General features: G+C 71.4%; 20 protein-coding genes and 1 riboswitch. Of the genes, 8 read left to right on the plus strand and 12 right to left on the minus strand.

Annotation, left to right across the window (positions count from 1 at the left end):
* Positions 1-71: 71 nt before the first annotated feature.
* The 6 genes from H7694_RS10980 to H7694_RS11005 form a co-directional block, all read right to left on the minus strand.
* Complete coding sequence (locus H7694_RS10980; RefSeq protein WP_193596547.1) at positions 72-1,469, minus strand: amino acid permease; 1,398 nt, start codon at positions 1,467-1,469, stop codon at positions 72-74.
* 190 nt (positions 1,470-1,659) lie between these two features.
* Entirely contained in the window at positions 1,660-2,301 is a 642-nt protein-coding gene (locus tag H7694_RS10985; RefSeq protein ID WP_193596548.1) for a GyrI-like domain-containing protein, read from the minus strand.
* On the minus strand, positions 2,298-4,097 hold the full coding sequence (locus H7694_RS10990) for a thioredoxin domain-containing protein (RefSeq protein WP_193596549.1): 1,800 nt from the start codon (positions 4,095-4,097) through the stop codon (positions 2,298-2,300). Before H7694_RS10990 ends, H7694_RS10985 begins: the two co-directional genes overlap by 4 nt.
* Before the next feature lie 85 nt (positions 4,098-4,182).
* Positions 4,183-4,755 carry an FMN reductase gene (gene msuE / locus H7694_RS10995; protein WP_193596550.1) on the minus strand — a complete coding sequence of 191 codons (573 nt, stop codon included), beginning with the start codon at positions 4,753-4,755 and terminating at the stop codon, positions 4,183-4,185.
* Positions 4,756-4,854: 99 nt separating this feature from the next.
* Entirely contained in the window at positions 4,855-5,691 is an 837-nt protein-coding gene (locus H7694_RS11000; protein ID WP_193596551.1) for an aldo/keto reductase, read from the minus strand.
* 48 nt (positions 5,692-5,739) lie between these two features.
* Positions 5,740-6,930 (minus strand): heparan-alpha-glucosaminide N-acetyltransferase domain-containing protein, encoded by a 1,191-nt coding sequence (locus H7694_RS11005; RefSeq protein ID WP_193596552.1) that lies wholly within the window; start codon positions 6,928-6,930, stop codon positions 5,740-5,742.
* A 61-nt stretch (positions 6,931-6,991) separates the two neighbouring features.
* On the opposite strand from H7694_RS11005, the gene hrpA reads away from it, so the two are divergent.
* Complete coding sequence (gene hrpA, locus H7694_RS11010; RefSeq protein ID WP_193596553.1) at positions 6,992-11,053, plus strand: ATP-dependent RNA helicase HrpA; 4,062 nt, start codon at positions 6,992-6,994, stop codon at positions 11,051-11,053.
* Positions 11,054-11,091: 38 nt separating this feature from the next.
* Positions 11,092-12,036, plus strand: coding sequence for a quinone oxidoreductase family protein (locus H7694_RS11015; RefSeq protein ID WP_193596554.1), 945 nt, complete (start codon positions 11,092-11,094; stop codon positions 12,034-12,036).
* A gap of 61 nt (positions 12,037-12,097) precedes the next feature.
* Here the strand turns inward: H7694_RS11015 and H7694_RS11020 are convergent, their stop codons facing one another.
* From H7694_RS11020 to H7694_RS11045, 6 genes are read right to left on the minus strand one after another with little or no spacing between them, the layout of a single operon-like run.
* On the minus strand, positions 12,098-13,210 hold the full coding sequence (locus H7694_RS11020; RefSeq protein WP_193596555.1) for an LLM class flavin-dependent oxidoreductase: 1,113 nt from the start codon (positions 13,208-13,210) through the stop codon (positions 12,098-12,100).
* 1 nt (position 13,211) lies between these two features.
* Positions 13,212-14,051: an ABC transporter ATP-binding protein gene (locus H7694_RS11025; RefSeq protein ID WP_193596556.1), complete on the minus strand. Its 840-nt coding sequence runs from the start codon at positions 14,049-14,051 to the stop codon at positions 13,212-13,214.
* The gene (locus H7694_RS11030; protein WP_193596557.1) at positions 14,048-14,971 is read right to left on the minus strand and encodes an ABC transporter ATP-binding protein; all 924 of its coding nucleotides are present in this window, start codon (positions 14,969-14,971) and stop codon (positions 14,048-14,050) included. The genes H7694_RS11025 and H7694_RS11030 overlap by 4 nt, the downstream gene beginning before the upstream one ends.
* Positions 14,964-15,881, minus strand: coding sequence for an ABC transporter permease (locus H7694_RS11035; RefSeq protein WP_193596558.1), 918 nt, complete (start codon positions 15,879-15,881; stop codon positions 14,964-14,966). Before H7694_RS11035 ends, H7694_RS11030 begins: the two co-directional genes overlap by 8 nt.
* Positions 15,878-16,912 (minus strand): ABC transporter permease, encoded by a 1,035-nt coding sequence (locus tag H7694_RS11040; RefSeq protein ID WP_193596559.1) that lies wholly within the window; start codon positions 16,910-16,912, stop codon positions 15,878-15,880. Before H7694_RS11040 ends, H7694_RS11035 begins: the two co-directional genes overlap by 4 nt.
* 2 nt (positions 16,913-16,914) lie before the next feature.
* A complete protein-coding gene (locus H7694_RS11045; RefSeq protein ID WP_193596560.1) occupies positions 16,915-18,432 on the minus strand; it encodes an ABC transporter substrate-binding protein in 1,518 nt (505 codons plus the stop codon).
* Between the two features lie 119 nt (positions 18,433-18,551).
* On the opposite strand from H7694_RS11045, the gene H7694_RS11050 reads away from it, so the two are divergent.
* From H7694_RS11050 to H7694_RS11075, 6 genes are all read left to right on the plus strand, one after another.
* Entirely contained in the window at positions 18,552-19,292 is a 741-nt protein-coding gene (locus H7694_RS11050) for an alpha/beta hydrolase (RefSeq protein WP_193596561.1), read from the plus strand.
* Entirely contained in the window at positions 19,289-20,626 is a 1,338-nt protein-coding gene (locus H7694_RS11055; RefSeq protein WP_193596562.1) for an O-acetylhomoserine aminocarboxypropyltransferase/cysteine synthase family protein, read from the plus strand. The genes H7694_RS11050 and H7694_RS11055 overlap by 4 nt, the downstream gene beginning before the upstream one ends.
* Before the next feature lie 44 nt (positions 20,627-20,670).
* On the plus strand, positions 20,671-21,726 hold the full coding sequence (locus H7694_RS11060; RefSeq protein WP_227468073.1) for an LLM class flavin-dependent oxidoreductase: 1,056 nt from the start codon (positions 20,671-20,673) through the stop codon (positions 21,724-21,726).
* Between the two features lie 66 nt (positions 21,727-21,792).
* Positions 21,793-21,907, plus strand: a riboswitch (TPP riboswitch).
* Positions 21,902-23,680: a phosphomethylpyrimidine synthase ThiC gene (gene thiC / locus H7694_RS11065; protein WP_193596563.1), complete on the plus strand. Its 1,779-nt coding sequence runs from the start codon at positions 21,902-21,904 to the stop codon at positions 23,678-23,680. It overlaps the preceding riboswitch by 6 nt.
* Positions 23,670-24,974: an MFS transporter gene (locus H7694_RS11070; protein WP_227468074.1), complete on the plus strand. Its 1,305-nt coding sequence runs from the start codon at positions 23,670-23,672 to the stop codon at positions 24,972-24,974. The genes thiC and H7694_RS11070 overlap by 11 nt, the downstream gene beginning before the upstream one ends.
* Positions 24,971-25,954 carry a Gfo/Idh/MocA family protein gene (locus H7694_RS11075; RefSeq protein WP_193596565.1) on the plus strand — a complete coding sequence of 328 codons (984 nt, stop codon included), beginning with the start codon at positions 24,971-24,973 and terminating at the stop codon, positions 25,952-25,954. Before H7694_RS11070 ends, H7694_RS11075 begins: the two co-directional genes overlap by 4 nt.
* The last annotated feature ends 1 nt before the right edge of the window (position 25,955 follow it).

Raw genomic sequence — 25,955 nt, forward strand, 5'->3', positions numbered from 1 at the left:
GATTCCCCCCGGGGCGGTTGCGGCGAGTGCGCCGGTTCGAGGGGTAAGACTACGGGATCGCGGGCCGGATGCTATCGCGCAGCCGAGCTCGGCACGCCGGGGCGGGACAAGGGACGGGTCAGCCGGGCGATCCCGAGCAGCACGATCGTGAGACCGACGGTCAGCAGCAGCTGCGTGCGCGCGGTCGCATCGATCATCGCGAGCGCCACGACCCCGCCAAGCAGCGCCAGGCAGGCCCACGACAGCCACGGGAAGCCGGGCATCCTCACCGGCAGGCGCTCGCCCTCCCGGTCGGCACGCGAGCGCAGGATGAGCTGCGCGACGGCCGTCGCGGTCCAGATGACGATGACGGTCGAGCCGACGACGTTCAGGAGCGCACCGAGCACGACCTCCGGGAACGCCCAGTTCAGGCCGACCGTCACGAAGCCGAACGCGACCGAGGCGAGCACGGCAAGGTAGGGGACGCCCTTCTCACTTGTGCGGGTCGCCGCCAGCGGGGCGAGCCCGCGCTCGGAGAGCGAGTAGACCATGCGCGAGGCGCCGTAGATGTTCGCGTTCATCGCCGACAGCAGTGCGATCACGACGATCGCCGACATGACCAGTTCGACGCCGGGCACGCGCAGCGTGGCGAGCACGGCTGAGAACGGACCGTCGATCACCTCGGGGGCGTTCCACGGCAGCACCGTGACGATGACGAAGATCGAGCCGATGTAGAAGATCAGGATGCGCACCATCACCTCGCGCACGATGCGGCGGATGTTGCGCACCGGGTCATCCGACTCCGCCGCGGCGATCGCCACGACCTCGGTGCCGCCGAAGGCGAACACGACGATGAGCACGGCTGCGGCGATGCCGGTGATGCCGTGGGGTGCGAAGCCGCCGTGGTCGATGAGGTTGCCGGTGCCGGTGGCGGGAAGCCCGGGGATGAGACCGAGGATGGCGCACGCCCCGACCACGAGGAAGGCGATGATCGCGAACACCTTGATGGCGGCGAACCAGAACTCGAATCGGCCGTAGTTGTTCACGCCGAACAGGTTCACCGCGGTGAGCGCGACGACGAAGACGAGCACCCACGCCCAGGCGGGGATGCCCGGCGTCCAGCCCGCGATGATGCCTGCCGCGCCGGTCGCCTCGGCGGCGATGACGACGACGAGCTGAAGCCAGTAGAGCCAGCCGACCGCGCTGCCGGCGCTGCGGCCCATGGCCCGCTGCGCGAACGAGCTGAACGCGCCCGAGCTGGGGCGGGCGGCGACCATCTCGGCGAGCATCGACATGACGAGGATGACGATGGTGCCTGCGACGAGGTACGAGACGAGCACGGCGGGTCCGGCGATGCTGATCGCCTGCCCCGAGCCGACGAACAGACCGGCGCCGATCGCGCCGCCGAGGCCCATCATGGAGATCTGCCTGCGGGTGAGTCCGGGGTGCAGCCCCTTGCTCGTCGTCGTGATCGCAGGCGCCTCGAGCATGGATGGACCTCCTCGTCCGGTCTCCGGTGCACGACCTCCCGGTCGCACGAAGCGCAACACTAGGTCGCGCGGGGGCGAGGTGCAATCTGTTCCGCGCGGAGGGCGCATCCTGCGCACCCTCGACACGCTCGACCCACAGGGAGTGCGCAGAATGCGCAGGTCACCGCCTGGGAGCTCAGCCGTCCTCGATTCAGCCGGCGAGCGGGACGACCGGCTGGCGCAGGATCGTCCGCAGCCTCTCCGGCGCCACCCGGCGCGGGTCGCTGAGGTAGATCTCGTGATGCCGGCCGCTCAGCCGCAGCCCGGCATCCGGGATGACCTGCTCGTGCAGGCGCCGCAGCACCTCGGCCTCGTCGTCGTACGACCCCAGGTGCAGGGTCTGCACGCAGGTGCCCTCGGCGAGCGTCTCGAACCGCACATCATCCAGGCCATCGAGCGGCGCACCCGCGCCGGCCTGCGCGACCGCGAGGTCGAACAGGTCGCGCTCGATCCAGTCGGGTGCGAGCACCATCGTCGTCCAGTGCCAACGCGACTTGTCGCGGCGGGAGGTGAACGCGCGCATGTCGTCGGCCCACCACAGCCCCTCCAGCGGCGGGACGACGTAGTCGCGCCCCAGCTGACGCGCGCTGGCGAACTTCAGCTTGTACGCCACCGGGTACAGCGCCTCGAGCGCCCGCGCGTAGTCCGGTGAGGTGTTCGGGTCGCCGTGCCCGTCGATCATCAGGTAGCGGTGCTCGGGCACGTCGATCACCCGGAACTCGCCGGCACGAGCCCGGTAGCCGTCCAGTGTGCGCTTGAAGTCGACCTTGCCCGCCGGCGCCTGCTCGCTCACAGCGCGTCACCCAGCGCGAGCAGCGCTGCCGGGTCGGCGGTGGGCAGGCGGCAGACGAAGTCACGGCAGTCGTAGGCGACGTCCGCCGCGCCGTCCTTGCCCTCGAAGAGGGTGAAGCCCGCGGCGGCGAACCGGCGGCACTGCTCCGGCGTCACCACGACCGCCACGTCAGCACTGGTCTGCCGCGCAGCATCCGCAAGGGCGCCCTCGCGGCGCGGGACGACGGCCACGACCTGCCGCGGCGGCTGCACGAGCCCGGCGGCAACCCGCAGCGCGGCGGCATGCGCGAGCGGATGCTGCTGCGCGCGGCCGGCGACGCTCGAGATCAGCTGTTCCGCCAGCTCACGATGCTCGTCCCCGGCGCCCAGCCGCCAGGCGGTGAGGTGCGCTGCGGCCAGCGCGGCCGTGCCGGACGGCAGATCGCCGTCACTCTCGTCTCCGGCGGCGGCGATGCCGTGAGCGGCGAGCACCGGATCGTCGAGCACGGGTGCCGTGAGCACCTCGAGGCCACGAACGGCCCAGTCGGCCTCTCCGGTCGCCTCGGCCAGGGCGAACAGCCCCTCCGCCAGCAGGCCCAGGTCCGCCGCCGTCGCGACCGCAGCGGCGGCCACGCCGTCGAGCGACGAGCGCACCACTGCACCATCCCCCTCACCGTCACCGCCGCGATTGGTGCGCAGCACATGCTCCGCGGCGTCCGCGGCCGCCTGCACCCACGCCGGTTCGCCGAGCACGGATCCTGCCCGCGCGAGCGCGGCGATGGCCAGTCCGTTCCAGCCCGTGAGCACCTTCCCGTCGACGGCAGGCGGCTCGAGCCCCTCCCGGCCCTCGGCATCCCGCCGGTAGTACCCGCCCTCGCTGCGCTCACCGTCGATCCACGACTCCGAATCCTGCGCGGCGGCGAAACCGCCGCCGCGCAGGCGCAGCACTCCCAGCAGGAACCCCGCGACCCCGCGGACGACCTGCTCGCGCCCGGCGTCGAGCGCGACCTCGAGCAGCTGCGCGTTGTCGGTCAGCATCCGCTCGTAGTGCGGCACGGTCCAGTCGCGCTGGGTGGCGTAGCGGAAGAACCCGCCGTCGACGTCGTCGCGCAGCTGGGAGGCGGCCATGGCGTCGAGCGCGCGCTCGACCGCTGCGGCGCCGCCGGCGAGCGGATGCTGCAGGAGCCGCAGCACGGTGGCCATCGGGAACTTCGGCGCACCGCCGAAGCCGCCGAACAGCCGGTCCTCGCGTTCGATGATCGTGGTCGCCGCGGCGCGCAGCGCCTCGGCATCCGGCAGTTCCGAGCTCTCGCTGCTCGCCGCGGCGCGCAGCGCGTCGGCGACGGCATCCGCCGATTCGAGCACCTCGGCACGCCGATCGGTCCACGCCTCCCGCACCGCGGTGAGCACGTCGCGGAACGCCGGCATCCCGCCGCGGGCCTGCGGCGGCCAGTACGTGCCGGCGTAGAACGCGCGCCCCTCGGGGGTGGTGAACACGGTCAGCGGCCAGCCGAGGTTCTGCGTGAAGGCGGATGCCGCGGCCATGAACGCCGCGTCGACCTCGGGATGCTCCTCGCGGTCGATCTTGACCGCGACGAACCCCGCATCCATCTGCGCGGCCGTCGCGGTGTCGGAGAACGATTCGCGCGCCATCACGTGGCACCAGTGGCAGGTGGAGTATCCGATCGAGATCAGCAGCGGCACGTCGCGCCGCCGCGCCTCGTCGAACGCCTCCGCGCCCCAGGGACGCCAGTCCACGGGATTGTCGGCGTGCGCGCGCAGATACGGGCTGAGCGTGTCAGCCAGCCGGTTGGTCATGACCCCACGCTACGCCGCGAGACCGACATGCGAACAGGCAGCCGCGGAACCGTCGGCAGGCGCCGCAGCTCGTCGGCAGCCGCCGTCAGAAGGCGGCGAGCGCCCGCGGGTCGGCGACCGGCGCGTAGCCGAGCAGCGGAAGTGCGCGCTCGGCGGCGAGCGCGATCCGCGAGCGCAGCGGCTCGGCGGCGACCTCGTAGCCGTCGAAGTCGGTGTTGCTGGCGTACACGCCGATGGGCAGCGTCAGCGCCTGGAAGAACGCGAACAGCGGACGCAGCTGGTGCTCGATGATCAGCGCGTGCCGCTCCCCTCCCCCGGTGGCGGCCAGCAGCACGGGCTTGCCGACCAGCGCGTACTGGCCGATGAAGTCGAAGAGGTGCTTGAACAGGCCGGTGAACGAGGCGCGGTACACGGGGCTGCCGACGATGAGCAGGTCGGCCTCCTCGATCGCCCGCAGCTGATCCTCGACCGTCGGCGGCAGGTCGTCGCGGCGCAGCGCCCCGGCCAGCCCCGGCCCGATCCGGGTCAGCTCGATGACCTGGACGTCGACATCCACGCGGTGGGCAATCGCCGCGGCGATGGCGCGCAGCAGTGCCGTCGTCTTGCTGGGCTCATGCAGAGATCCGGAGACGGCGACGACACGGTACGGGGAGGTCATGCATCCGACGGTACTGAGCACGACGCCCCGCGTCACGGATCGTGAAACGGGGCGTCATGCGGCGGAACCGGGCGACACGGATGCGCGCCCGGCGCGCGGTCAGTTCAGGTCGTTCGGGTGCGAGCCGACGCGGCCCGAGCGGTCGAGCGGGTCGAGGGCGTCGATCGCGGCGATCTGGGCGTCGTCGAGCTCGAAGCCGAACACGTCGATGTTCTCGCGCATGCGCTCGGGGCGCACCGACTTCGGGAAGACGATGAAGCCCTTCTGCAGGTGCCAGCGCAGTACGACCTGCGCGGGCGTGCGGCCGGTCGCCGCCGCGGCGGACGCGACCGCCTCAGTGCCGAACAGGTCGTACTTGCCCTGGCCGAGCGGACCCCACGACTCGATGCGCACGCCGTGCGCGGCGGCCCACTCGGTGATCTCGCGCTGCTGGTAGGCGGGGTGCAGCTCGATCTGGTTCACGGCCGGGGTGACGCCGGTCGCCTCGACGATGCGCTCCAGGTGCGGCACGAGGTGGTTGGAGACGCCGATCGAGCGGGTGAGACCCCGCTCGCGGATGCCGATCATCTTCTCCCAGGCGTGCACGTAATTGTCGTTCTTCGGGGTCGGCCAGTGCACCAGGTACAGGTCGACGGCGTCGAGGCCCAGCTTCTGCAGGCTCTCGTCGATCGCCCGGTCGGGCTCGTCGCCGTCGTGGCGGTCGTTCCACAGCTTGGTGGTGACGTAGAGCTCGTCGCGCGCGATGCCGCTCTTGGCGATGGCCGCGCCCACGCCCTCTTCGTTGCCGTAGACGGCTGCGGTGTCGATGTGGCGGTAGCCGGCCTCGAGGGCCTCGCTCACTGCGCGCTCGGCCTCGTCGGCGGGCACGAGGAAGACGCCGAAGCCGAGCTGGGGAATCGTTTTTCCATCGTTGAGTTCGAGAGTGGGGATCGTCATCCCGCCAGCTTAAGGGGTGGGATGAGAAGTTGTGATGACAGGCCGGATTCAGCGTGCCGGAAGCGTCGGCCGCGGCGCGGGAACGGATGCTGCGATGCGCGCGACCCAGGCCGTCAGGCGCTCCAGCGGGCCGCGCCCGTAGGCCGCAGACCACAGCGTCGTCACGGCCAGCAGCATCACGGCGCTGGCGAGCCAGACGCCGTTGCTGCTGATGAACCCGGCGGGCCCCGCCATCACCGCATAGGAGATGACGTGCGCGGTGTATGCGCTCAACGGCATGGACCCGAGCGCCGCGAACGGCAGCAGCACCGGTCGCAGCGGTTGCGCCAGCAGCACGCACGCCGCGGTGACGGCGACGGCGATGCCACCGGCGGCGAGGATGTCGGCGGTGCCGCCGGAGTGCGGGGCGACCGACAGCAGGGCGCGGACGATCGCGCCTCCCGGATCGAGCGCCGCGACCTGATCGAAGTAGCCGTCCCAGCCGCCGCCGGCGAAGCCGTCGGGTGACGGCGGGCCGTAGATCGTCCACGCCCCATCGGCCCGCGGGATGCCGAGGGCGCGGCCGAGCGCCCCCAGCAGGTGGCCGGCCACAGCGACGACGGCACCGGCCGCGAGCATCCGCCACGCCGCGCCGGCCTTGCCGATGCCGATCCGCCCGAGCGCCATTCCCGCCAGCGCATACGCGAGCCACACGGTGATCGGGTAGGCGCCGTGCAGTGCGAAGCCGATCCCCTGCCCGGACGGGCCGAGCGTCAGGATCGACAGCACCGCGACGAGTGCAGGACCCACCAGTGCGAGCCCACCGGCGATCGTGAGCAGCTGCCAGGCGCGCAGCCGCAGCACGGGGATCAGCGCGATGTAGAGCACGCCGTACAGGGTGAGGATCACGGCGATCGGGGTGTTCAGCACCTCGAGCAGCAGTCCGATCATGAAGATCGTCGCCCCGCGGCCCACCAGGCTCAGGCGCAGCGCAGGCAGCTGCTGCGGGTCGGGGCCCGCGGCCCTGCCGGTCATCAGCGCGACCGAGACGCCGGCGAGCACGGCGAAGAGCACCGACGGGTGACCGTGCACCACACTGCTCCAGCTGCCCGGGTCGGCGATGTCGAAGCTCTCGGCCGTCTCACCCAGGTGAGCGCCGATCATGCCGAGGATCGCCAGCGCCCTGGCGACGTCCAGTCCCATGATCCGCGGCGGGCGACCGAAATCGCGCAGCCAGTCGACAGGCGTCGCGTTCGTCATGAGGCGATCCTGCCAGAACCGCGAACCGGCCGACCAGCAGATCGCAATACGATGGAGGGCTATGTCTTCCCAGGGGGCTGATTCCTCGCCCGTGATCCTCTACCCGCCCGAGCTGCCCGTCAGCGCCGCGCGCGACGAGATCGCGGCCGCCATCCGCGACCACCAGGTCGTGATCGTGGCCGGTGCGACCGGATCGGGAAAGACCACCCAGCTGCCGAAGATCTGCCTCGAGCTCGGCCGCGAGCGCATCGCGCACACCCAGCCGCGGCGGCTGGCGGCCCGCACGATCGCCGAGCGCGTCGCCGAGGAGTTGCACGTCGAGCTCGGCGGCATCGTCGGCTACAAGGTGCGCTTCACCGACCAGGTGTCGGATGCCACGCGCATCGCACTGATGACCGACGGCATCCTGCTCAACGAGATCCACCGCGACCGCCTGCTGCGCCGCTACGACACGATCATCATCGACGAGGCCCACGAGCGCTCGCTGAACGTCGACTTCCTGCTCGGCTACCTGCGCCGGATCCTGCCCGAGCGGCCCGATCTGAAGGTGATCATCACCTCGGCGACCATCGATCCCGAGAGCTTCGCGGCCCATTTCGCGGATGCTGCCGGCGAGCCCGCCCCGATCATCGAGGTCTCCGGCCGCACCTACCCCGTCGAGATCCGCTACCGGCCGCTCGTCGACGAGAACGAAGAAGAGTCGGATGCCACGGGCAAGGACCCCGAGGACGAGGTGTCCGCGATCGTCGCGGCGCTGCGCGAGCTCGACCGTGAGGCGCCCGGCGACGTGCTGGCGTTCCTGCCCGGCGAAGCCGAGATCCGTGATGCCGCCGACGCCGTGCGCGGCGCGTACCGGTCGTCGACGGCGCCTGTCGAGGTGCTGCCGCTCTATGGGCGGCTGTCGGCGGCCGAGCAGCACCGCGTGTTCGAGCCCTCGAAGGTGGCCGGTGTGCGCCGGCGCGTCGTGCTCGCCACGAACGTCGCCGAGACCAGCCTCACCGTGCCCGGCATCAAGTACGTGATCGACACCGGCACCGCGCGCATCTCGCGGTACAGCGCCCGCTCGAAGGTGCAGCGCCTGCCGATCGAGGCGGTCTCGCAAGCCTCCGCCAACCAGCGGTCGGGACGCGCGGGCCGCACGAGCGACGGCATCGCGATCCGGCTGTACTCCGAGGACGATTTCGACAGGCGCCCCGAGTTCACCGAGCCCGAGATCCTGCGCACCTCGCTGGCCTCTGTCGTGCTGCAGATGCTCTCGCTCGGGTTCGGCGACATCGCCGAGTTCCCGTTCCTCACTCCGCCCGACTCCCGCGGCGTCAAGGCCGCCCTCGACCTGCTCACCGAGATCGGCGCGGTCGACCCTTCGACAGGCTCAGGGACCCAGGGTTCGAAGGCACCCCGCCTCACGAAGATCGGCCGCGACATCTCCCGGATGCCGATGGATCCGCGGTTCGCCCGGATGCTGGTGGAGGCGTCCCGTGCCGGTTCGCAGACCCTCGCGAGCGTCATGCCGATCGTCGCGGGCCTGTCCATCCAGGACGTCCGCGAGCGCCCCTCGGCGGACGCGCCGCAGTCGGTGCGCGATGAGGCCGACCGGATGCACGCCCGGTTCATCGACCCGACCAGCGACTTCCTCACCCTGCTGAACCTGTGGAACCACCTGCGCGAGCAGCAGAAGGAGCTCGGCTCCAGCGCGTTCCGTCGGATGTGTCGCAGCGAGCACCTGAACTACGTGCGGGTGCGCGAGTGGTTCGACGTGCACCGTCAGTTGCGCACCCTCGTGAAGACCCCTGCCCGGTCGTTGAGCGAGCGGAGCGAGACGAAACGCGTTGAGCGAGCGCAGCGCGTCGAAACGGATCACAGTGCGCCCTCCGCCGACGCGGATGCCGTCCACCGGGCGATCCTGTCGGGCCTGCTCTCCCAGATCGGCATCCTCGACGAACGTACTTCGGCGAATGGGTCCCTGAGCCTGTCGAAGGGCAGCAAGGACAAGCCGAAGCGCCGCATCGCGGAGTACCGCGGCGCCCGCGGCATCCGGTTCTCGATCTTCCCCGGTTCGGGACTCCGCAAGAAGTCGCCGCAGGCGGTCATGGCCGCCGAGATCGTCGAGACCTCCCGCACCTTCGCCCGCACCGTCGCCGCGATCGATCCGGCCTGGGCGGAGGCCCTGGCCGGCGACCTCGCGAAGCGGCAGATCAGCGAGCCGCACTGGTCGAAGGACGCCGGGGCGGCCGTCGCGTACGAGAAGGTGACGCTGTTCGGAGTGGAGATCATCCCGCGTCGTCGCGTGCAGTTCGCGCGCATCGACCGTGCCGGGGCCCGCGAGCTGTTCCTGCGGCACGCACTGGTCGAGGGCGAGTGGGATCCGTCGCGCATCGACAAGCGGGTCAGCGCCTTCTGGCGGTCGAACGCCGAGCTGCGCCGCCGGCTGGAAAAGCTCGAGGAGCGCGAGCGGCGCCGCGACATCCTCGCCGGCGACGAGGCGGTCTTCGCGTTCTACGACGAGCGCATCCCGCACGACGTGTTCGACGTGCGATCCTTCGAGAAGTGGTGGCGCGACGCGCTGGCGCAGACGCCCAAGCTGCTGGTGATGCGCGAGAGCGATCTGCTCGAGGACGATGACCGCGCGGATCAGTCGGAGTTCCCGACGCGGTGGACGCAGGGCGATCAGGTACTCGGCCTCGCCTACCGCTTCGAACCCGGCACCGAGGACGACGGCGTGAGCGTCGTGCTCCCGCTCGCCCTGCTGCAGCAGATCCGCGACACCGGCTTCGACTGGCAGGTGCCGGGGCTTCGCGCCGAGCTCATCACCGGGCTGCTGCGGGCGCTGCCCAAGGCCATCCGCCGCCACGTCATTCCCGCCGCCGACTGGGCGGAAAAGTTCGGCGAGCAGCTCGCAGACGACGGCCCCGAGAAGCACGGCGGTGTGCCGGAGCGCTCGCTCAAGGAGGCGCTGGCGCGGCTGATCCAGCCGCTCGCGAACCAGCCGGTATCGGCATCCGACTTCGACGACGAGCGGGTGCCGGGGCACCTGCGGATGAACTTCCGGGCCGTGGACGAGCGCGGCCGCGTCGCCGGCTCCGATCGGGACCTCGCCACCCTGCAGCAGCGGCTGTCGGATCGGTCGCGGCAGAGCGTCGCCCGCTCGATCGCGAAGAACAGCAGCGACGCTTCGACCGGCTCAGCGACCCAATCCATACCGGCTGCGCTTCGCGGGTCCCTGAGCCCGTCGAAGGGCCCGACCGCCATCGAACGCGACAACCTGACGGACTGGACGTTCGGCGAGCTGCCCGAGGTGCTCGACACCAAGGTCGCCGGCGGCGTCGTGCGCGGGTACCCCGCGATCGTCGACCGCGGCACCTCGGTGTCGGTGCGGCTGGAGGCGACCGCGGATGCCGCGGCATTCGCGACCCGTGACGGGGTGCTGCGCCTGGTGCTGCTGAACGTCCCCTCCCCCGCCTCGTACGTGCAGAACCACCTCACCGCTCCCGAGAAGCTGGCGCTGGCCGCCTCACCGTATCAGAACGTCGCGGCGCTGATCGAGGATGCCCGCACGGCCGTGGTGCGCCACCTGATCGAGGCCGAGGTGACAGGCTCCGCGGCCCGGATCCGCACCGAGGAGGAGTTCCGCCGGGTGCGGGATGCCGTGAACGCCGCGCTCGTGGATCAGCTGTTCGCGTGCGTGTCGCTGGTCGCCCGCATCCTCACGAAGGTCCGCGACGTGGAGCGCGGGATCAAGTCGCAGAACTCGCTCGCGCTGCTCGGCCCGCTGAACGACATCCGCTCCCAGCTGGCCGGCCTCATCCGCCCCGGTTTCATCTCGGCCACCGGCATCGAGCGCCTCGCGCACCTGCCGCGGTACCTGGACGGGATGCTCGATCGCCTGAAGACGCTCGAGAACGACCCCGGCAAGGACCGCACCCGGATGACGGAGTACGAGCGCGTGGCGAAGGCGTTCGAGGATGCCGGTGGCGCCATTCCGCTCCCCGCAGACGCACCCGCCGCGCTCGCCGAGGTGCGCTGGCTGCTCGAGGAGTACCGGGTGAGCGTGTTCGCCCAGCGCCTGGGCACCGCGCAGCCCGTGTCGCCGCAGCGGATCATGAAGGCCCTCGCAGCGCGCTGAGCGGCGCACTGAGCGGGATCTCGGGCTAGCCTGGCTGCATGGCTCGCGCGATCGTCCACACCGAACTCGGCTCCCCTGACGTCCTCCGGCTCGTCGAGATCCCCGATCCTGTCGCCGCCCCCGGCGAAGTGGTCGTGCGGATCGAGGCCGCCGGAGTGAATCCCATCGACATCAAGCAGCGCGCCGGGATCCGGCCGCTGCCCCCGATCGTCGAACCGCGGCACGTCGGCTTCGACGGCGCGGGCGTGATCACCTCCCTCGGCGACGGCGTCACCGGCTACGCGGTCGGCGACCGCGTGGCGATTCATGACACCCGCGGCACCTATGCCTCAGCGCTGCGGGTGCCCGTCGGCAACCTCGCCCGGCTGCTCGACGGTGTCACCTCGGCCGAGGGCGCCGCCCTCGGCATCCCGGTGGGCACTGCCTACCAGTCGCTGCGCTCGCTCGCCGTCCGCAAGGGCGAGACCCTGCTCGTGCACGCCGGCTCCGGCGCGGTCGGTCAGGCCGCGGTGCAGTTCGCGGTTCTATGGGGCGCGACCGTGATCGCCACGGGCAGCCCGGAGCGGCACGATCAGCTCCGCTCGCTCGGCGCGATCCCCGTCGCCTACGGCGAGGGGCTCGCCGACCGGGTGCGCGAGGCCGCACCGCAGGGCGTCGACGTCGCCCTGGACTGCGCGGGCACCGACGAGGCCATCCAGGTCTCGCTCGAGCTGGTCGCCGACCGCAACCGGATCGCCACGATCGTGCGCGGACCGGATGCCGCCGAGTTCGGCATCCGCGCGTTCTCGGGCGGCAGCCCGATCCCGCTCACCGATGAGGAGCTGGAGTGGCGGCGCGAGGCGGTGTCGCTGGCGATCAACCTCATCGAGGCGGGCGACTTCCAGGTCGAGCTGGGCACGGAGCTTCCGCTGGCCGAGGCGGCGCGCGCACACGAGCTGATCGAGCAGCACGCGTCCTCGGGCAAGATCATCCTGATCCCCTGACGCCGGTCAACCCGGCCCCGCCGACGCCGGCGGGGCCGGGCTCAGACCGGCTCAGGCCGGCTCAGGCCGCCGCGCGCGCCTCGTCACGCAACCGGGCGCCCTCGCGCAGCAGCGGGATGAGCTCGCGCCCCCAGTCGCGCACGTCGCCGAGCGGGTCGAAGCCGCGGATGAGGAATCGCGTGACGCCCAGGTCGTAGTACTTCAGCAGCGCCTCGGCCACCTGCTCCGGCGTGCCCACCGGTGCGGTGGAGTTGCCGGCCGGGCCCATGAGCCGCGTGATGCCGAGCCACAGCCGCTCGTCGTGCACATCCCCGCGCTGGGCGTGCTGCTGCAGCAGATCGGCCGACAGCGAGGTCTGCTCGCGGTGCAGCGGCTTGCTGAAGGCGAGCGTGTCACCGGTCGCCGACCGCGCCTTGAGCTCGGCGGCCTCGGCGTAGATCCGATCGGCCCGCGCCCAGGCCTCCTCCTCGGTGTCGGCGATGATGGGCCGGGTCGACAGGCTGAAGTCGATGTGACGACCGACCCTGGCCGCGGCGGCACGGATGGTGCGGATGTGCTCGGCGACATCGGCCAGCGGCTCGCCGAACAGCATGTAGACGTCGGCGCCGTTCGCACCGACCTCGACGGCCCCCTCGGAGAGCCCGCCGAAGAAGATCGGGATGCCGGCCTCGGTAGCGGGCTTCACGGCCGAGAAGGCCCCCTCGAAGCGGTAGAAGTCACCGGAGTAGTCGAACGGGTCGGTCTCGGTGAGCGTGCGACGCAGCACGTCGATGAACTCGCCGGTGCGGCGGTACCGGTCGCCCTTCTCGCTGAAGTCGCCGTCGCGGCGCTGGTCGGCTTCGCTTCCGCCGGAGATGTGGTGGATGGCGACCCGGCCGCCGCCGGTGAGGTGGTCGAGCGTGGCGAGCTTGCGCGCGACGATCGTCGGGGCGACGAAGCCCGGCCGGTGGGCGATGAGCACCTTGAGCCGTTCCGTGGCGTGCAGGGCCGCGGCGGCCACGGCGAAGCCGTCGGGCGAGCTGGCGCTGTAGCCGATCAGCACACGATCGAATCCGGCCTCCTCGTGCGCGCGGGAGAACTCCTTCACGTAGCCGGGGTCGACGACCGGCCCGTCCACGGTCTTCGTCTCCGACCCTGCGGTCGTGGCGATCATTCCGAGCAGTTCGATGGGCATGTCAGCTCCTGACGGTGACGTTGCGGTGGTCGGCGCCCGGGCGGTGGTGCGGGCCCGGACGGTTGGGACGGGGGATGTCGATCACGGGGACCGAATCGATCAGCAGCCGGGTGTACGGATGCTGCGGCTTCGCCACGACCTGATGGGTCAGGCCGTCCTCGACGATGTGGCCGCGGTGCAGCACCACCAGCCGGTCGCTCATGGCCGCGAGCGAGCCGATGTCGTGCGAGATGACGAGCATGGCCAGCTCGTCTCCTCGCCGGCGTCGCAGCGCGATGAGCGCCTGCACCACGCGGTCGCGGCTGGCGGCGTCAAGGGCGCTCACCGGCTCGTCGAGCACCAGCAGACGCGGCTCGACGAGCAGGGCACGGGCGATCGCCGCGCGCTGACGCTGGCCACCGCTGAGACCTGAGGGCAGCCGCTCGAGCAGATCATCGGTGAGGCCGACGGCGTCTACGGCTTCCGCGATGCGCTCGGCCGCCTCGGCCGCGGGGACGCGGGCGATGCGCAGACCCTCGGCGATCGAGTCGGCGATGCGGATGCCGGGATCGAGCGAGCGCAGCGGGTCCTGGAAGACGTACTGCACGGCGCCCGAGCGCCGCCAGCGGCGCAGGGCCCCACCGCGCAGCCGGGTGATGTCCTGGCCGTCGACGAGGATCCGCCCGTCTGCCGCGTCGACAGTGCGCAGCACGGCCTTCGCAAGCGTCGTCTTCCCTGATCCGGATTCGCCGACGACGCCGACGACCTGCCCCGGCCGCACGGTCAGCGACAGCCCGTCGAGCACGCGGACCCGGCCGTAGTCGACGGCGAGATCGGCCAGTTCGAGCGTCGGGGTGGTCATGGCAGGAACCTCTCGAGACCGTATGCGGCGTGCGCGGTCAGCAGCGAGCGGGTGTACGGATGCCCGGGGGCACGCAGCACGCGCGACGTGGAGCCGCCCTCGACGACCTTCCCGTCGCGGAACACGAGCACCCTCTCGCAGACCTGCGCCACGACGGCGAGGTCGTGCGAGACGAGGATGAGGGCGAGTCCGCGCTCGCGCCGCAGGCGTGCGAGCAGGTCGAGCAGCTCGGCCTGGACGGTCACGTCGAGGGCGGTGGTGGCCTCGTCGGCGATGAGCAGGGCGGGGTCGGCGGCGAGCGCCATCGCGATGAGCACGCGCTGCAGCATCCCGCCCGAGAGTTCGACCACGCGCTGTCGCAGCACGAGATCGACGCGGCGGATGCCGAGGTCGTCGAGCAGTTCACGGGCGCGCGCCTTCGTCTGCGCGCGCGGCACCCCGGCGGTGACGCGCAGGGCCTCTTCGAGCTGGGCGCCGACGGGGATCGCGGGGTTGAGGTAGGAGGCGGGGTCCTGGAAGACGGCGCCGACGCGGGTGCCGCGCACCGCGCGCCATTCCCGCTCGGAGGCGGCGGTCAGGTCACGCCCGTCGAGACGGATGCTGCCGCCGGCGACGTCGACGCCGGCGGGGAGGATGCCGAGCAGCGCACGGCACGTGAGGGTCTTGCCGCTGCCGGACTCCCCCACGACGCCCAGCGCCTCGCCGGGTCGCACCGACAGGGAGACACCGTGCACGAGTTCGGTGCCGTCGGTCGCCGAGAGCACGAGTCGTTCGATCTCGGCGAGGGCGGGACGCACGACGCTGCCCTCGTCGAAGGAGGGTGTGAGAGGGATGCCGGTGGGCGAAGTCCGCAGATCGGCGTCGGCGAGCGCGCCGGTGCGAATTCCCGGGGACGGTGCGGCGAGGTCGAGCTCAGGCATCCGCGGTCTCCTTCCTCGTCGATCGGGTTCGGATACGCCGCGGTGCGGCGTCGCCGAGACGATCGCGCACGGCGTCGGCGAGCAGGTTGAGCGCGCCGACCGTGATCACGATGGCCAGCGCCGGCGCCAGCGGCCCTTCGGGACGCTGCGCGAGATAGCCGAGGTCGCTGGCGAGCATCCCTCCCCAGGTCGGGGCGGGCGGCTGCACGCCGATGCCGAGGAAGGTCAGTGAGGCGACGGCCAGCAGCGCGGCTCCGAGGCTGCTGATCGCCGCGATCACCAGGGTCGGTGCCACCTGGCGCCAGACGTGCCTGCCGAGGATCCACCAGGCCGACGCCCCCAGCAGCGTGGCCGCCTCGACGTACTGGGCGTCGCGCACGCGCAGCGTGGCGGCCCGCGAGACGCGGAAGAATCCGGGTGCCAGCAGCAGGCCGATCGCCGTGGTGGCCTGCACGAGTCCGTTGCCCAGCAGCGCGGCGAACACGATGGCGAACAGGATGAACGGCAGCGCGAGCAGCGCGTCGACTATCCGCAGCGCCAGCCACTCGCCGACCCGCGGGAGGAACGCGCTGAGGGCGCCTGGCAGCGCACCGGTCAGCAGGCCGAGCAGGGTGGCGGCCAGGGCACTCAGCAGTGAGGCGGGCGCTCCGGCGAGCAGACGCGCGAGCACATCGCGACCGAGGTAGTCGGTGCCCAGCAGGTGGTCGGGCGACGAGCCGATCAGGGCGTGCGCGGTGTCCTGGGCGAGAGGGTCGTAGGGGGCCAGTGCGGGTCCGGCGACGGCCAGCACGGCCACGACGGCCACCACGCCGAGCGCGAGACGCACGGTCCAGGCGCCGCGGCGGCCGGCGCGCGTTCGGCCAGCGAGCGTTCGGCCAACGTGCGTTCGGCCAGTGCGGATGCTGCTCATGCGGCGCTCCGTCCTGTTCCGGTGCTGCGCCGGATGATGAGGTTCAGCACGATGCCCGAGATCACGACGACCGCGATGGCCACGAGCAGCACGCCCTGCACGACCGGCACGTCGCCCTGCAGCGCTGAGGTGTTCGCGAGGCGGCCGAGACCGGGCATCCCGAAGATCACCTCGGTGATGACCGCGCCGCCGACCAGCCGCGGCACGTGCACGCCCAGCACGCTGAGCGCGGGTGCGGTGGCGTTGGGCAGCGCGTGGCGGAAGACGATGCGGGCGGGGCTCAGCCCGTGCACGCGCGCCCCGACGATGTAGTTCTCCGTGAGAGCGCCCACCAGTGAGGTGCGCAGCTGCCGCGCGATGTCGGCGCCGGCGTCGAGGCTGAGCGCGAGCGAGGGCAGCACCAGGCAGGTCAGCCACGCGCCGGCATCCTTCTCGGGCGGCACGTAGCCGGCCACCGGGAACAGCGGGATCGCGTACGCGAACACGAGGATCAGGGCGATGGCGACGACGAAGGCGGGCACGGTGGTGGCGATCGTGCTGAGCACCGTGACGATGCGGTCGATCACCCCGCCGCGGGTGACGGCGGCGAGGATGCCGAGCCCGAAGCCGCCGAGCAGCGCGCACAGCGTCGCGCCGGTGGCGATCGACAGGCTGACCGGGAACGCCTGGGCGATGCTGTCGGCGACGGGGATCGTCGTGAACCAGCTCGTGCCGAGGTCTCCGGTCAGGGCAGACCCCAGCCAGTCGAAGTACCGCACCAGGAACGGCCGGTCGAGTCCGAACACGTGGTTCAGCCGGTCGATGTCGGCCTGGGTGGCGACCTCGCCCAGGGCGACGGCCGCCGGGTTCGACCCGGATGCCGCGCCCAGGGCGAAGGTCGCGAACGTGGCGAGCACGAAGACCGTCGCCGCGGTGCCCAGCGTGGCGAGCACGGAGCCTGCGACGGCGAGCGGCGCGCGCCGCAGGACGGCGCTTCCGGTCTCGCGGACGCCGGGCTCGTGCTCGGTGCCGGATGCGGCGACGACGGTCATCCTCAGCGCTCGACCTTCACGTCTTCCCAGCGCTGCACGTCGAGCCAGTGCTGGATGCCGGTGATCTCGGCCGGGTGGGCGAGGATGCGCGGCCAGCTGAACAGGAACGTGTTCGGCTGCAGCTTCACTCCGATCTCGACGGCGTGCTGGATCTTCTCGGCGTAGTCGGGTGCGTCGGTGGGCGTCGCCCGTGCGACGTCGATCGCGTCGGTCAGCTCCTGCGGGGTCTGACGGCCGAGGTTCATCAGGCCCTCGGGCCCGTAGAGCACCTCGAGTCCCTGCAGCGGCGACTGGCGGCCGGAGTAGCTGTCCAGCACGAAGGGGTGCGTGCGCTGCACGTAGTTCTGCGCGATCGCGGCGGTGGGCAGCACGTTGAGCGTCACGTCGATGCCCGCCTGCGCCCACTGCGCCTGCAGCACCTCGGCGAGCGCGATGTCGTCCTCGTTGAGCGCCAGCGTGAGCTCGAGCCCGTCGGGGTGACCGGCTTCGGCGAGCAGAGCCTTGGCGGCGTCGACGTCGTGCGTGTAGAGGTCGTCGAGGTCGGCGCTGTGGGCGACGTACCCCTCGGGGAACGGCTGCCAGTTCGGGATGCCGCGGCCGAAGTAGGCCGCGTCGATGAGCGCCTGACGGTCGGTGGCGTGGCTGATCGCCTGGAGCACGCGCTGGTCGTCGAACGGGGCGACGGTGCTGTCGACGTCGAGGGCGCGCACGGTGAGCGCCTTGATCTCCTCGACTTCGAGGCCGGCGGTCTCGGCGGCCTGAGCCTGGGACGGCGGGATGATCGCGACGTCCCACTGCCCGGTGTCCACACCCGCGACGACCGTGGCGGAGTCGGTCACCGGCACGACGTGGAACTCGTCGAGGTGGATGCGGTCGGCGTTCCAATAGTGCTCGTTCTTCTCGAGGTCGGCTCGCGCATTGGGGACGTACTCGGTGAGCTCGAACGGACCCGAGCCCTCGGGCTGCGTGGCGAGGCCGGCGACGTCGTCGAAGGCGATCGGGTTGACGATGAAGCCGGTCTTGCCTGCGAACAGGTACGGCACCTGGTAGTCGGCCTGATCCAGGTGGATGGTCACGGTGTGCTCGTCGTCGACGTCGACGCCGGTGATGATGCGCAGCTGCCCGGCCAGCGTCGAGTTCTCCTGGTCGCGGCCGCGCTCGAGGTTCGCCTTCACCGCTTCGGCGTCGACGGGCGTGCCGTCGTTGAACTCGGCGTCCTCGCGCAGATGGAAGGTGATCGCGGTGCCGTCGGCGCTGTACTCCCAGGTCTCGGCGAGGCCGGGAACGACCTCTCCCTCGGTGTCGAGCTGGGTGAGTCCGTCGTAGACGAGGGCGAGCGCATGAGTGTCCCAGCCGGCGGTCGAGGTGACCGGATCCCAGCTGGTGGGCAGGTTCCATCCCCACGTCAACGACGCGGCGCCGGCGTCGGGCGCGGCGCCCGCCGACCCGCTGCAGCCGGCCATCGCGAGGGTGGCGGCGGAGAGCAGGGCAAGGGCGGTGAGTCGTCGGTGAGAGGTCATGGCAGTGAAGCTAGAAGCGTCACCGGCCGTGTGACAAGCGATGCGAAGCGCAGGGTCACGGGGCGCAACACTTCGACACATCCGGGGATCATCGCGGCCGGATGCCGATGATGGGACGCATGACTTCCGCCCCCGACGCCGTCTTCACGCCGGCCGCCCGCGTCCGCGGCACCCTCGCGCTGGTCGCGGGGCGTGCCGAGAACGCCGCCGTGTATCACCGCTTCGGCACGCGCATCAGCGCCGACGGCTACACGGTCGGCGTGTTCACGGAGACCGACGCCGCGACGGTCTGGCTCGCTGCGCAGGAGGATGCTCCGCGGGTGCTGGCCGGCTCCGACACCGGCGCCGCTGCGGTGCTCGCCGCGCTCACCCGCGGCGACGTCGCCGACGCCGCCATCGTCGCGGGTGTCGTCCTCGACGCCGAGCACACCCCGACGGATGCCGAGCGCACCGCCTGCCCCGTGCACCTGGGCGTGCTCGCGGAGCAGCGCGCGCAGACGGCATCCGCCCTGGCCTCATCGACCGCACCGGCCTCATCGACCGCGCCGGCCGTCTCGACCGACCCGGCCGATGCGCTGCCGCCCGTCGCCGACCTCGCGGCGATCGCCGTGCCCGTGCTCGCCGTGCACGGCGGCGACGACTCCGTCTCGCCGATCGGCCAGGCGGCCGAGGTGCTGTCGGCGATCCCGGATGCCGAACTGGTCGAGACCGTCGGCGGCCTGCACGACGCACTGAACGACCAGAGCCACCGCAGCGTGGCCGCGACCATCGTGCTGTGGCTCGAGCGTCTGCGCTCCGGCGACGTGCACGCCCCGATCGTGCGGAGCCTGTCCGGTGCCCGCGAAGGAGTGACGGCATGACCGGCGGGTTCGCGACGCGCCAGGTGCAGGCGGGCTTCCGCGCCGGCACCCCCGCGTTCGGCGCCGTCCCCCCGTTGCACCAGACTGCGGCCTACGAGTTCTCGTCCCTGCAGGAGGCGGCCGATCTGTTCGCGCTGCGCCGCCCCGGCATCATCTACAGCCGCAACGCCAGCCCCACCCAGCAGTTGCTGGAGGAGCGGGTCACCTCCCTCGAGGGCGGCGTGAGCGCCGTGGCCGTGGCGTCCGGTCAGGCCGCCGTCGCCGTCACGCTGCTGGCCCTCGCCGGCCGCGGCGGTCACATCGTCGCCGCCGACCAGCTGTACGGCGGCACCGTCGACCTGCTGCAGGACACCTTCGCCGACTTCGGCATCCCGGTCACCTTCGTCGACCAGGACGACCCGGATGCGTGGCGGGCGGCGATCACGCCGCAGACGCGGGCCGTGTTCGCCGAGGTCGTCGCCAACCCGATCGCGCAGGTGCTCGATCTGCGGCTCGTGGCCGACATCGCCCACGAGGCGGGCGTACCGCTCGTCATCGACAGCACGGTCGGCACCCCGGCGCTGATCCGCCCGGGTGAGCACGGCGCCGACTTCGTCGTGCACTCGGCGACGAAGTTCCTCGCCGGGCACGGCACCTCGCTGGGCGGTGTCGTCGTCGACCAGGGCACCTTCGACTTCGGCGCCGAGCCCGAGCGCTGGCCGCAGTTCACCGCCCCGTACACCCGCTTCGGCGACCTCGTGCTGTGGGAGCGCTTCGGGCAGGGCTTCGCGTTCGCGGCGCTCGTGAAGTCGAAGTACGTGCACGACCTCGGCCCCTCGCTGTCGCCGTTCAACGCCTGGCAGATCCTGCAGGGCATCGAGACCCTCGACCTGCGCGTGGCCCGCCAGTCATCCAGCGCACTGGCGATCGCACGGCATCTCGAGCAGCATCCGGCCGTCGCCCGCGTGCACCACCCCGGACTCGCGGGCAACCCCTGGCACGATCTCGCCGCGCGTTACCTGCCCCACGGCATCCCCTCGGTGTTCTCGTTCGACATCGCCGGCCCCGAGCCCGAGGCCACGGATCGCATCGCCCGCCTGATCGATGAGCTGCGCGTGTTCCGCCTGGTCGCGAACCTCGGCGACGCCCGCAGCCTGATCGCGCACCCGGCATCCATGACCCATTCCCACCTCACGCCCGCCCAGCGCGCGGCGGCGGGCATCTCGCTGAACACGGTGCGGCTGTCAACCGGCATCGAGGACCCGGCCGACCTCATCGCCGACCTCGACCGGGCGCTCACGATCATCGGCGAGTCGTCGCGCACCGAACCCGAGCCTCAGCTCGCCCGCGCCTGATCCCCGCACCGACCGCACCGCCGACCACCTGCTGAAGGAGCATCATGGCCATCGACCTCGGATACTGGACGCCCGTCTACGGCGGCTTCCTGCGCAACGTCCGCGATGAGGGCCGCATGGCCGCCACCTGGGAGTACATCCGCGAGGTGTCGATGAAGGCCGACCGGCTCGGCTTCCGCACCACGCTCGTGCCCGAGCTGTACCTGAACGACCGCAAGGGCACGGATGCTCCGAGCCTGGAGGCCTGGTCGCTGTCGGCGGCGATCCTCGCCGCGACCGAGCATCTGCGGGTGATGACCGCCGTGCGCCCCGGTTTCCATCTGCCGGCGGTGCTCGCGAAGACGGTGTCGACGCTCGACAGCATCGCGCCAGGCCGCGTCGCGCTGAACGTGGTCGCCGCGTGGTGGGCCGAGGAGGCGCGGCAGTTCGGCGGCGTGTTCCCCGCTCATGACGCCCGCTACGCGCAGGCGACGGAGTTCGTCTCGGTGCTGAACGGCCTGTGGGAGCAGACGCCGTTCACCTTCAGCGGCGACCACTACGCGTTCGACGGCACGATCGTCGAGCCCAAGCCGTCGTCGCACCCGGTGATCTTCGCCGGCGGCGAGAGCGACGCCGGTCGTGAGGCGATCGCCGGCTTCGCCGACGCCTACGTCATGCACGGCGGCACCCTCGACGAGGTTCGTGCGAACGTGGCCGACATGAACGCCCGCTCCGAACGGCTGCACGGCCGGCCGATCGAGGAGTTCGGCATGCCCGCGTACGTCATCGTCCGCGACACCGAGGCCGAGGCGCAGCGCGAGCTCGAGCGCATCACCACGGTCGACCCCGACTCCCCCGGCTACGCGTCGTTCGAGCAGTTCCGGCAGAACTCGAACCTCTCGCTCGAGCTGTCGAAGCGGGAGTACTCGGTGGGCACGCGCGGCCTGCGCCCCAACCTGGTCGGCACGGCCGAGCAGGTCGCCGAGCGCATCAACGCCTACGCGGATGCGGGCATCAGCCTGCTGCTGATCCAGGCCTCTCCGCTCGACGAGGAGCTCGACCGGATCGCCGAGCAGGTGTTCCCGCTGGTGGAGCAGCGGTCCCTGGCGCTTGCCGACTGACCGTTCCTGAAGACATCCGGCGACACTGTCGCCGTCGACCCGCACCCCGGAGGTGTACTCTTTCACGCGAGATCCCACGGGCGCCCCATGGCAGGGGGCTGAGATCGGGCTGACGCCGTCCGAGCACCGTCTGAACCTGTCCGGGTAATGCCGGCGAAGGAAGAAGGAGCCCTGAATGGTGCTGTCTGCTGTCCCCTCCGAGAAGACGTCCGCCGAGAACTACGCGACGCACCGACTCGACCATCTCATCGACGCCGCGCACGGCATCCACGTTCCCGTCACCGCGATCGACCTCGACGACTCGCCGTCGGGTGCGACCAACACTCCGGTGACGGTGTACCGTACCGCGGGGCCCGGCGCAGACCCGACGGTGGGACTTCCCGCGCAGCGCGCGGCGTGGATCGCCGCCCGCGGCGACGTCGAGGCGTACGACGGTCGCGCCAGGGATCTGCTGGACGATGGCCGCGGCGCGATCCGGCGCGGCAGCGCCAGCGACGAATGGGCCGGCTCGCCCCGTACGCCGCTGCGGGCCGCGGCCGGGCGCCGTGTCACGCAGATGCACTACGCACGTCAGGGCATCGTGACGCCCGAGATGCGCTTCGTCGCGCTGCGCGAGGGGTGCGACGTCGAGCTCGTGCGCTCCGAGGTCGCGGCCGGGCGCGCGATCATCCCCGCCAACGTCAACCACCCTGAATCCGAGCCGATGATCATCGGGCGGGCGTTCCTCGTGAAGATCAACGCGAACATCGGCAACTCCGCGGTCACCTCGTCGATCCGCGAGGAGGTCGCGAAGCTGGAGTGGGCGACTCGCTGGGGCGCCGACACCGTCATGGATCTGTCCACCGGCGACGACATCCACACCACTCGCGAGTGGATCCTGCGCAACTCCCCGGTCCCGATCGGCACCGTGCCGATCTACCAGGCGCTCGAGAAGGTGAACGGAGACCACCAGGCCCTCACCTGGGAGATCTTCCGCGACACGGTGATCGAGCAGTGCGAACAGGGCGTCGACTACATGACGATCCACGCCGGCGTGCTGCTGCGGTATGTGCCGCTGACGGCGAACCGGGTCACCGGCATCGTCTCGCGCGGCGGATCGATCATGGCCGGCTGGTGCCTCGGCCACCACCGGGAGAACTTCCTCTACGAGCACTTCGACGAGCTGTGCGAGATCTTCGCGCGCTACGACGTCGCCTTCTCTCTCGGCGACGGGCTGCGGCCGGGGTCGATCGCGGATGCGAACGACGAGGCGCAGTTCGCCGAGCTGGACACGCTCGCCGAGCTCACCAAGCGTGCGTGGCAGTACGACGTGCAGGTGATGGTCGAGGGACCGGGCCACATCCCCTTCCATCTCGTGCGCGAGAACGTCGAGCGTCAGCAGGAGCTCTGCGACGGGGCCCCGTTCTACACACTCGGACCGCTCGTCACTGATGTCGCCCCCGGCTACGACCACATCACCTCGGCGATCGGTGCGACCGAGATCGCCCGCTACGGCACGGCGATGCTCTGCTACGTCACTCCGAAGGAGCACCTCGGCCTGCCGAACCGCGACGATGTGAAGACCGGCGTCATCACGTACAAGATCGCGGCGCACGCCGCTGACCTCGCAAAGGGCCACCCGGGCGCGCAGGCTCGCGACGATGCGCTGTCGAAGGCGCGGTTCGAGTTCCGCTGGCGGGATCAGTTCGCGCTCTCCCTCGATCCGCATACGGCCGAGGAGTTCCACGACGAGACCCTGCCCGCCGAGCCGGCGAAGACGGCGCACTTCTGCTCGATGTGCGGGCCGAAGTTCTGCTCGATGCGCATCTCGCAGGACATCCGCGACGAGTTCGGCGATGTGGCCGATCAGGCGCGGATCGCCGCAGAGGGCATGGCCGCGAAGTCGGATGAGTTCCGCCGGTCAGGCGCCAGCGTGTACCTGCCAACCCCGGAGGTGCCCGCTCGTGCGCACTGACACGTCGACTGCTCAGGCACCCGTCGCGCACCCTGCTCCGGGTCACGGGGCGGCGCGCGCGGCCCGGGGAGCCGTGCTCACGAACTACATCGACCAGTTCGACATCTTCCTGCCCGTGCTCGCCCTCGCGCCGGCGGCGGTGGCGATCTACGGAGCGCCGAACGCCGCCCTCGCCTCGGCCCTGGTGTTCGTCGCCACGCTGATCGGCCGACCCCTCGGCTCGGCGATCTTCGGCCCGCTCGCCGACCGCATCGGCCGCTCGCGCATCACCAGGATCAGCGTCGCCGGTGTCGCCCTCGTGACCTTCGCGATGGCGCTCGTGCCGTTGGGCGCCGGGCATGCAGGGCTCGTCGCCCTCGTCGCCCTGCGCTTTCTGGGCGGGGTGTTCATTGGCGGCGGGTACACCGCGGCGATCCCCCTGGCGATGGAGTGGGCCGAGCCGCGGCGTCGCGGCGCGCTCAGCGGCCTGATCATGGCGATGTCGCCGGCGGCCAACGCGACCCTCGCCGCATCGACGCTCGGACTGCTCGCCATCCTGGGCCCCGACGCCTACGCCGGCTGGGGCTGGCGCTTCCCCTTCCTCGCCGGAGCGCTCCTCACCGCGGCGCTGTTCCTCTATCTCCGTCTGCGCGTCGAGGATCGCGACGAGCCGAGCCCGCCCGCCGCCGGCGTGATCACGGCCGCGGTGCGTGGTTCGCGCGGCACGTTCGTCCGGCTGTTCGTGCTGATGACGGGGCTGTGGCTGTTCACGAACATTGCCGTCGCGCTGCTGACCCCTCAGCTCGGCACGATCATCGGCCTGGACGGTTCGGCGGTGGCGTTCACGATGCTCGTGGCCACGATCGTCTCGGCGGTCGCGATGGTCGCCACCGGCGCCGCCTCCACGCGCATCGGGCGCCATCGACTGCTGTTCTGGTTCGGGGTCGTGGCGGCGGTCGCGGCACCGCTGACGATCCTCGGCGTGTTCCGTTCGTCGGGCGTCGTGCTCGTGGTGCTCGTCGCGCTGCTGCAGGTGATCACCGTGTCGGCGTACGGCCCGATCGGCGCGCATCTCGCCGAGCAGTTCCCTCGTTCGATCCGGGCGACGGGCTACGGGCTCGCATACAGCACGTCGATCATCCTGCCTGCGCTGTACCCGTACTACCTGCCGCCGGTTCAGCAGCTGCTCGGCGTGCCGGGAGCATCCGCGCTGATGCTCGGGATCGGCGGCGTGCTGGTCGCCATCGGGGCGTGGCGACCGCGCGTCATCGATCGCGGTTCGGGTCGGGGGCGCCCACTACGCTGGGACGCATGACCGGTCTTCGTTGGGGAATCCTCGCCACCGGCGGCATCGCCGCCGCCTTCGCATCCGACCTGCGCACCGCGGGTCTCGACCTCGTGGCGGTGGGGTCGCGCAGCCAGGAGTCGGCCGACGCCTTCGCGGCGCGCTTCGACATCCCGCGCGCGCATGACTCGTACGAGGCGCTGGTGACCGACCCCGACGTCGACATCATCTACGTCTCCACCCCGCACCCGATGCACCGCGAGAACGCGCTGCTGGCGCTCGAGCACGGCAAGCACGTCCTCGTCGAGAAGCCCTTCACCCTCAACCGCGCCCAGGCCGAGGATGTGCAGCGTCTTGCCGCCGAGAAGGGCCTGCTGGCGATGGAGGCGATGTGGACCCGCTACCTGCCGCACATGGTGCGGCTGCGCGAGATCATCGCGGCGGGCACGCTCGGCGAGGTCCGCGCGGTGACCGCCGACCACACCCAGCTGCTCTCCGACGACCCGGCGCACCGCCTGAACGCGCTCGAACTCGGCGGAGGCGCGCTGCTGGATCTGGGCATCTACCCGATCTCGTTCATCTGGGATGTGCTCGGTGAGCCGGTGAGCATCCAGGCCTCCGCCCGCCTCATCGAGACGGGCGCGGATGCCGAGGTCGCCACCCTGATGACCCACGCGGGCGGCGCGATCTCGACGAGCCTGTCGTCGTCGCGCGCGGCCGGCCCCAACGCGGCATCCGTCATCGGCACGGAGGCACGCGTCGACATCGACCGCGTCTGGTACAGCCCCACCTCGTTCCGCGTCGTCGGCCCCGACGGGGCGGTCCTCGACGAATACCGCTCCGACGTGCAGGGACGGGGCATGCAGTACCAGGCGCTCGCAGCCGAGCGGTTCGTCCGCGAGGGTCTGATCGAGGGCGACGAGCTGCCGATCGCCGAGACGGTGGCCATCATGGGAACCCTCGACGAGATCCGCCGCCAGATCGGCGTGGTCTACCCGGACGAGGCCTGAT

This window comes from Microbacterium sp. YJN-G, from assembly GCF_015040615.1.
Lineage (GTDB): Bacteria > Actinomycetota > Actinomycetes > Actinomycetales > Microbacteriaceae > Microbacterium.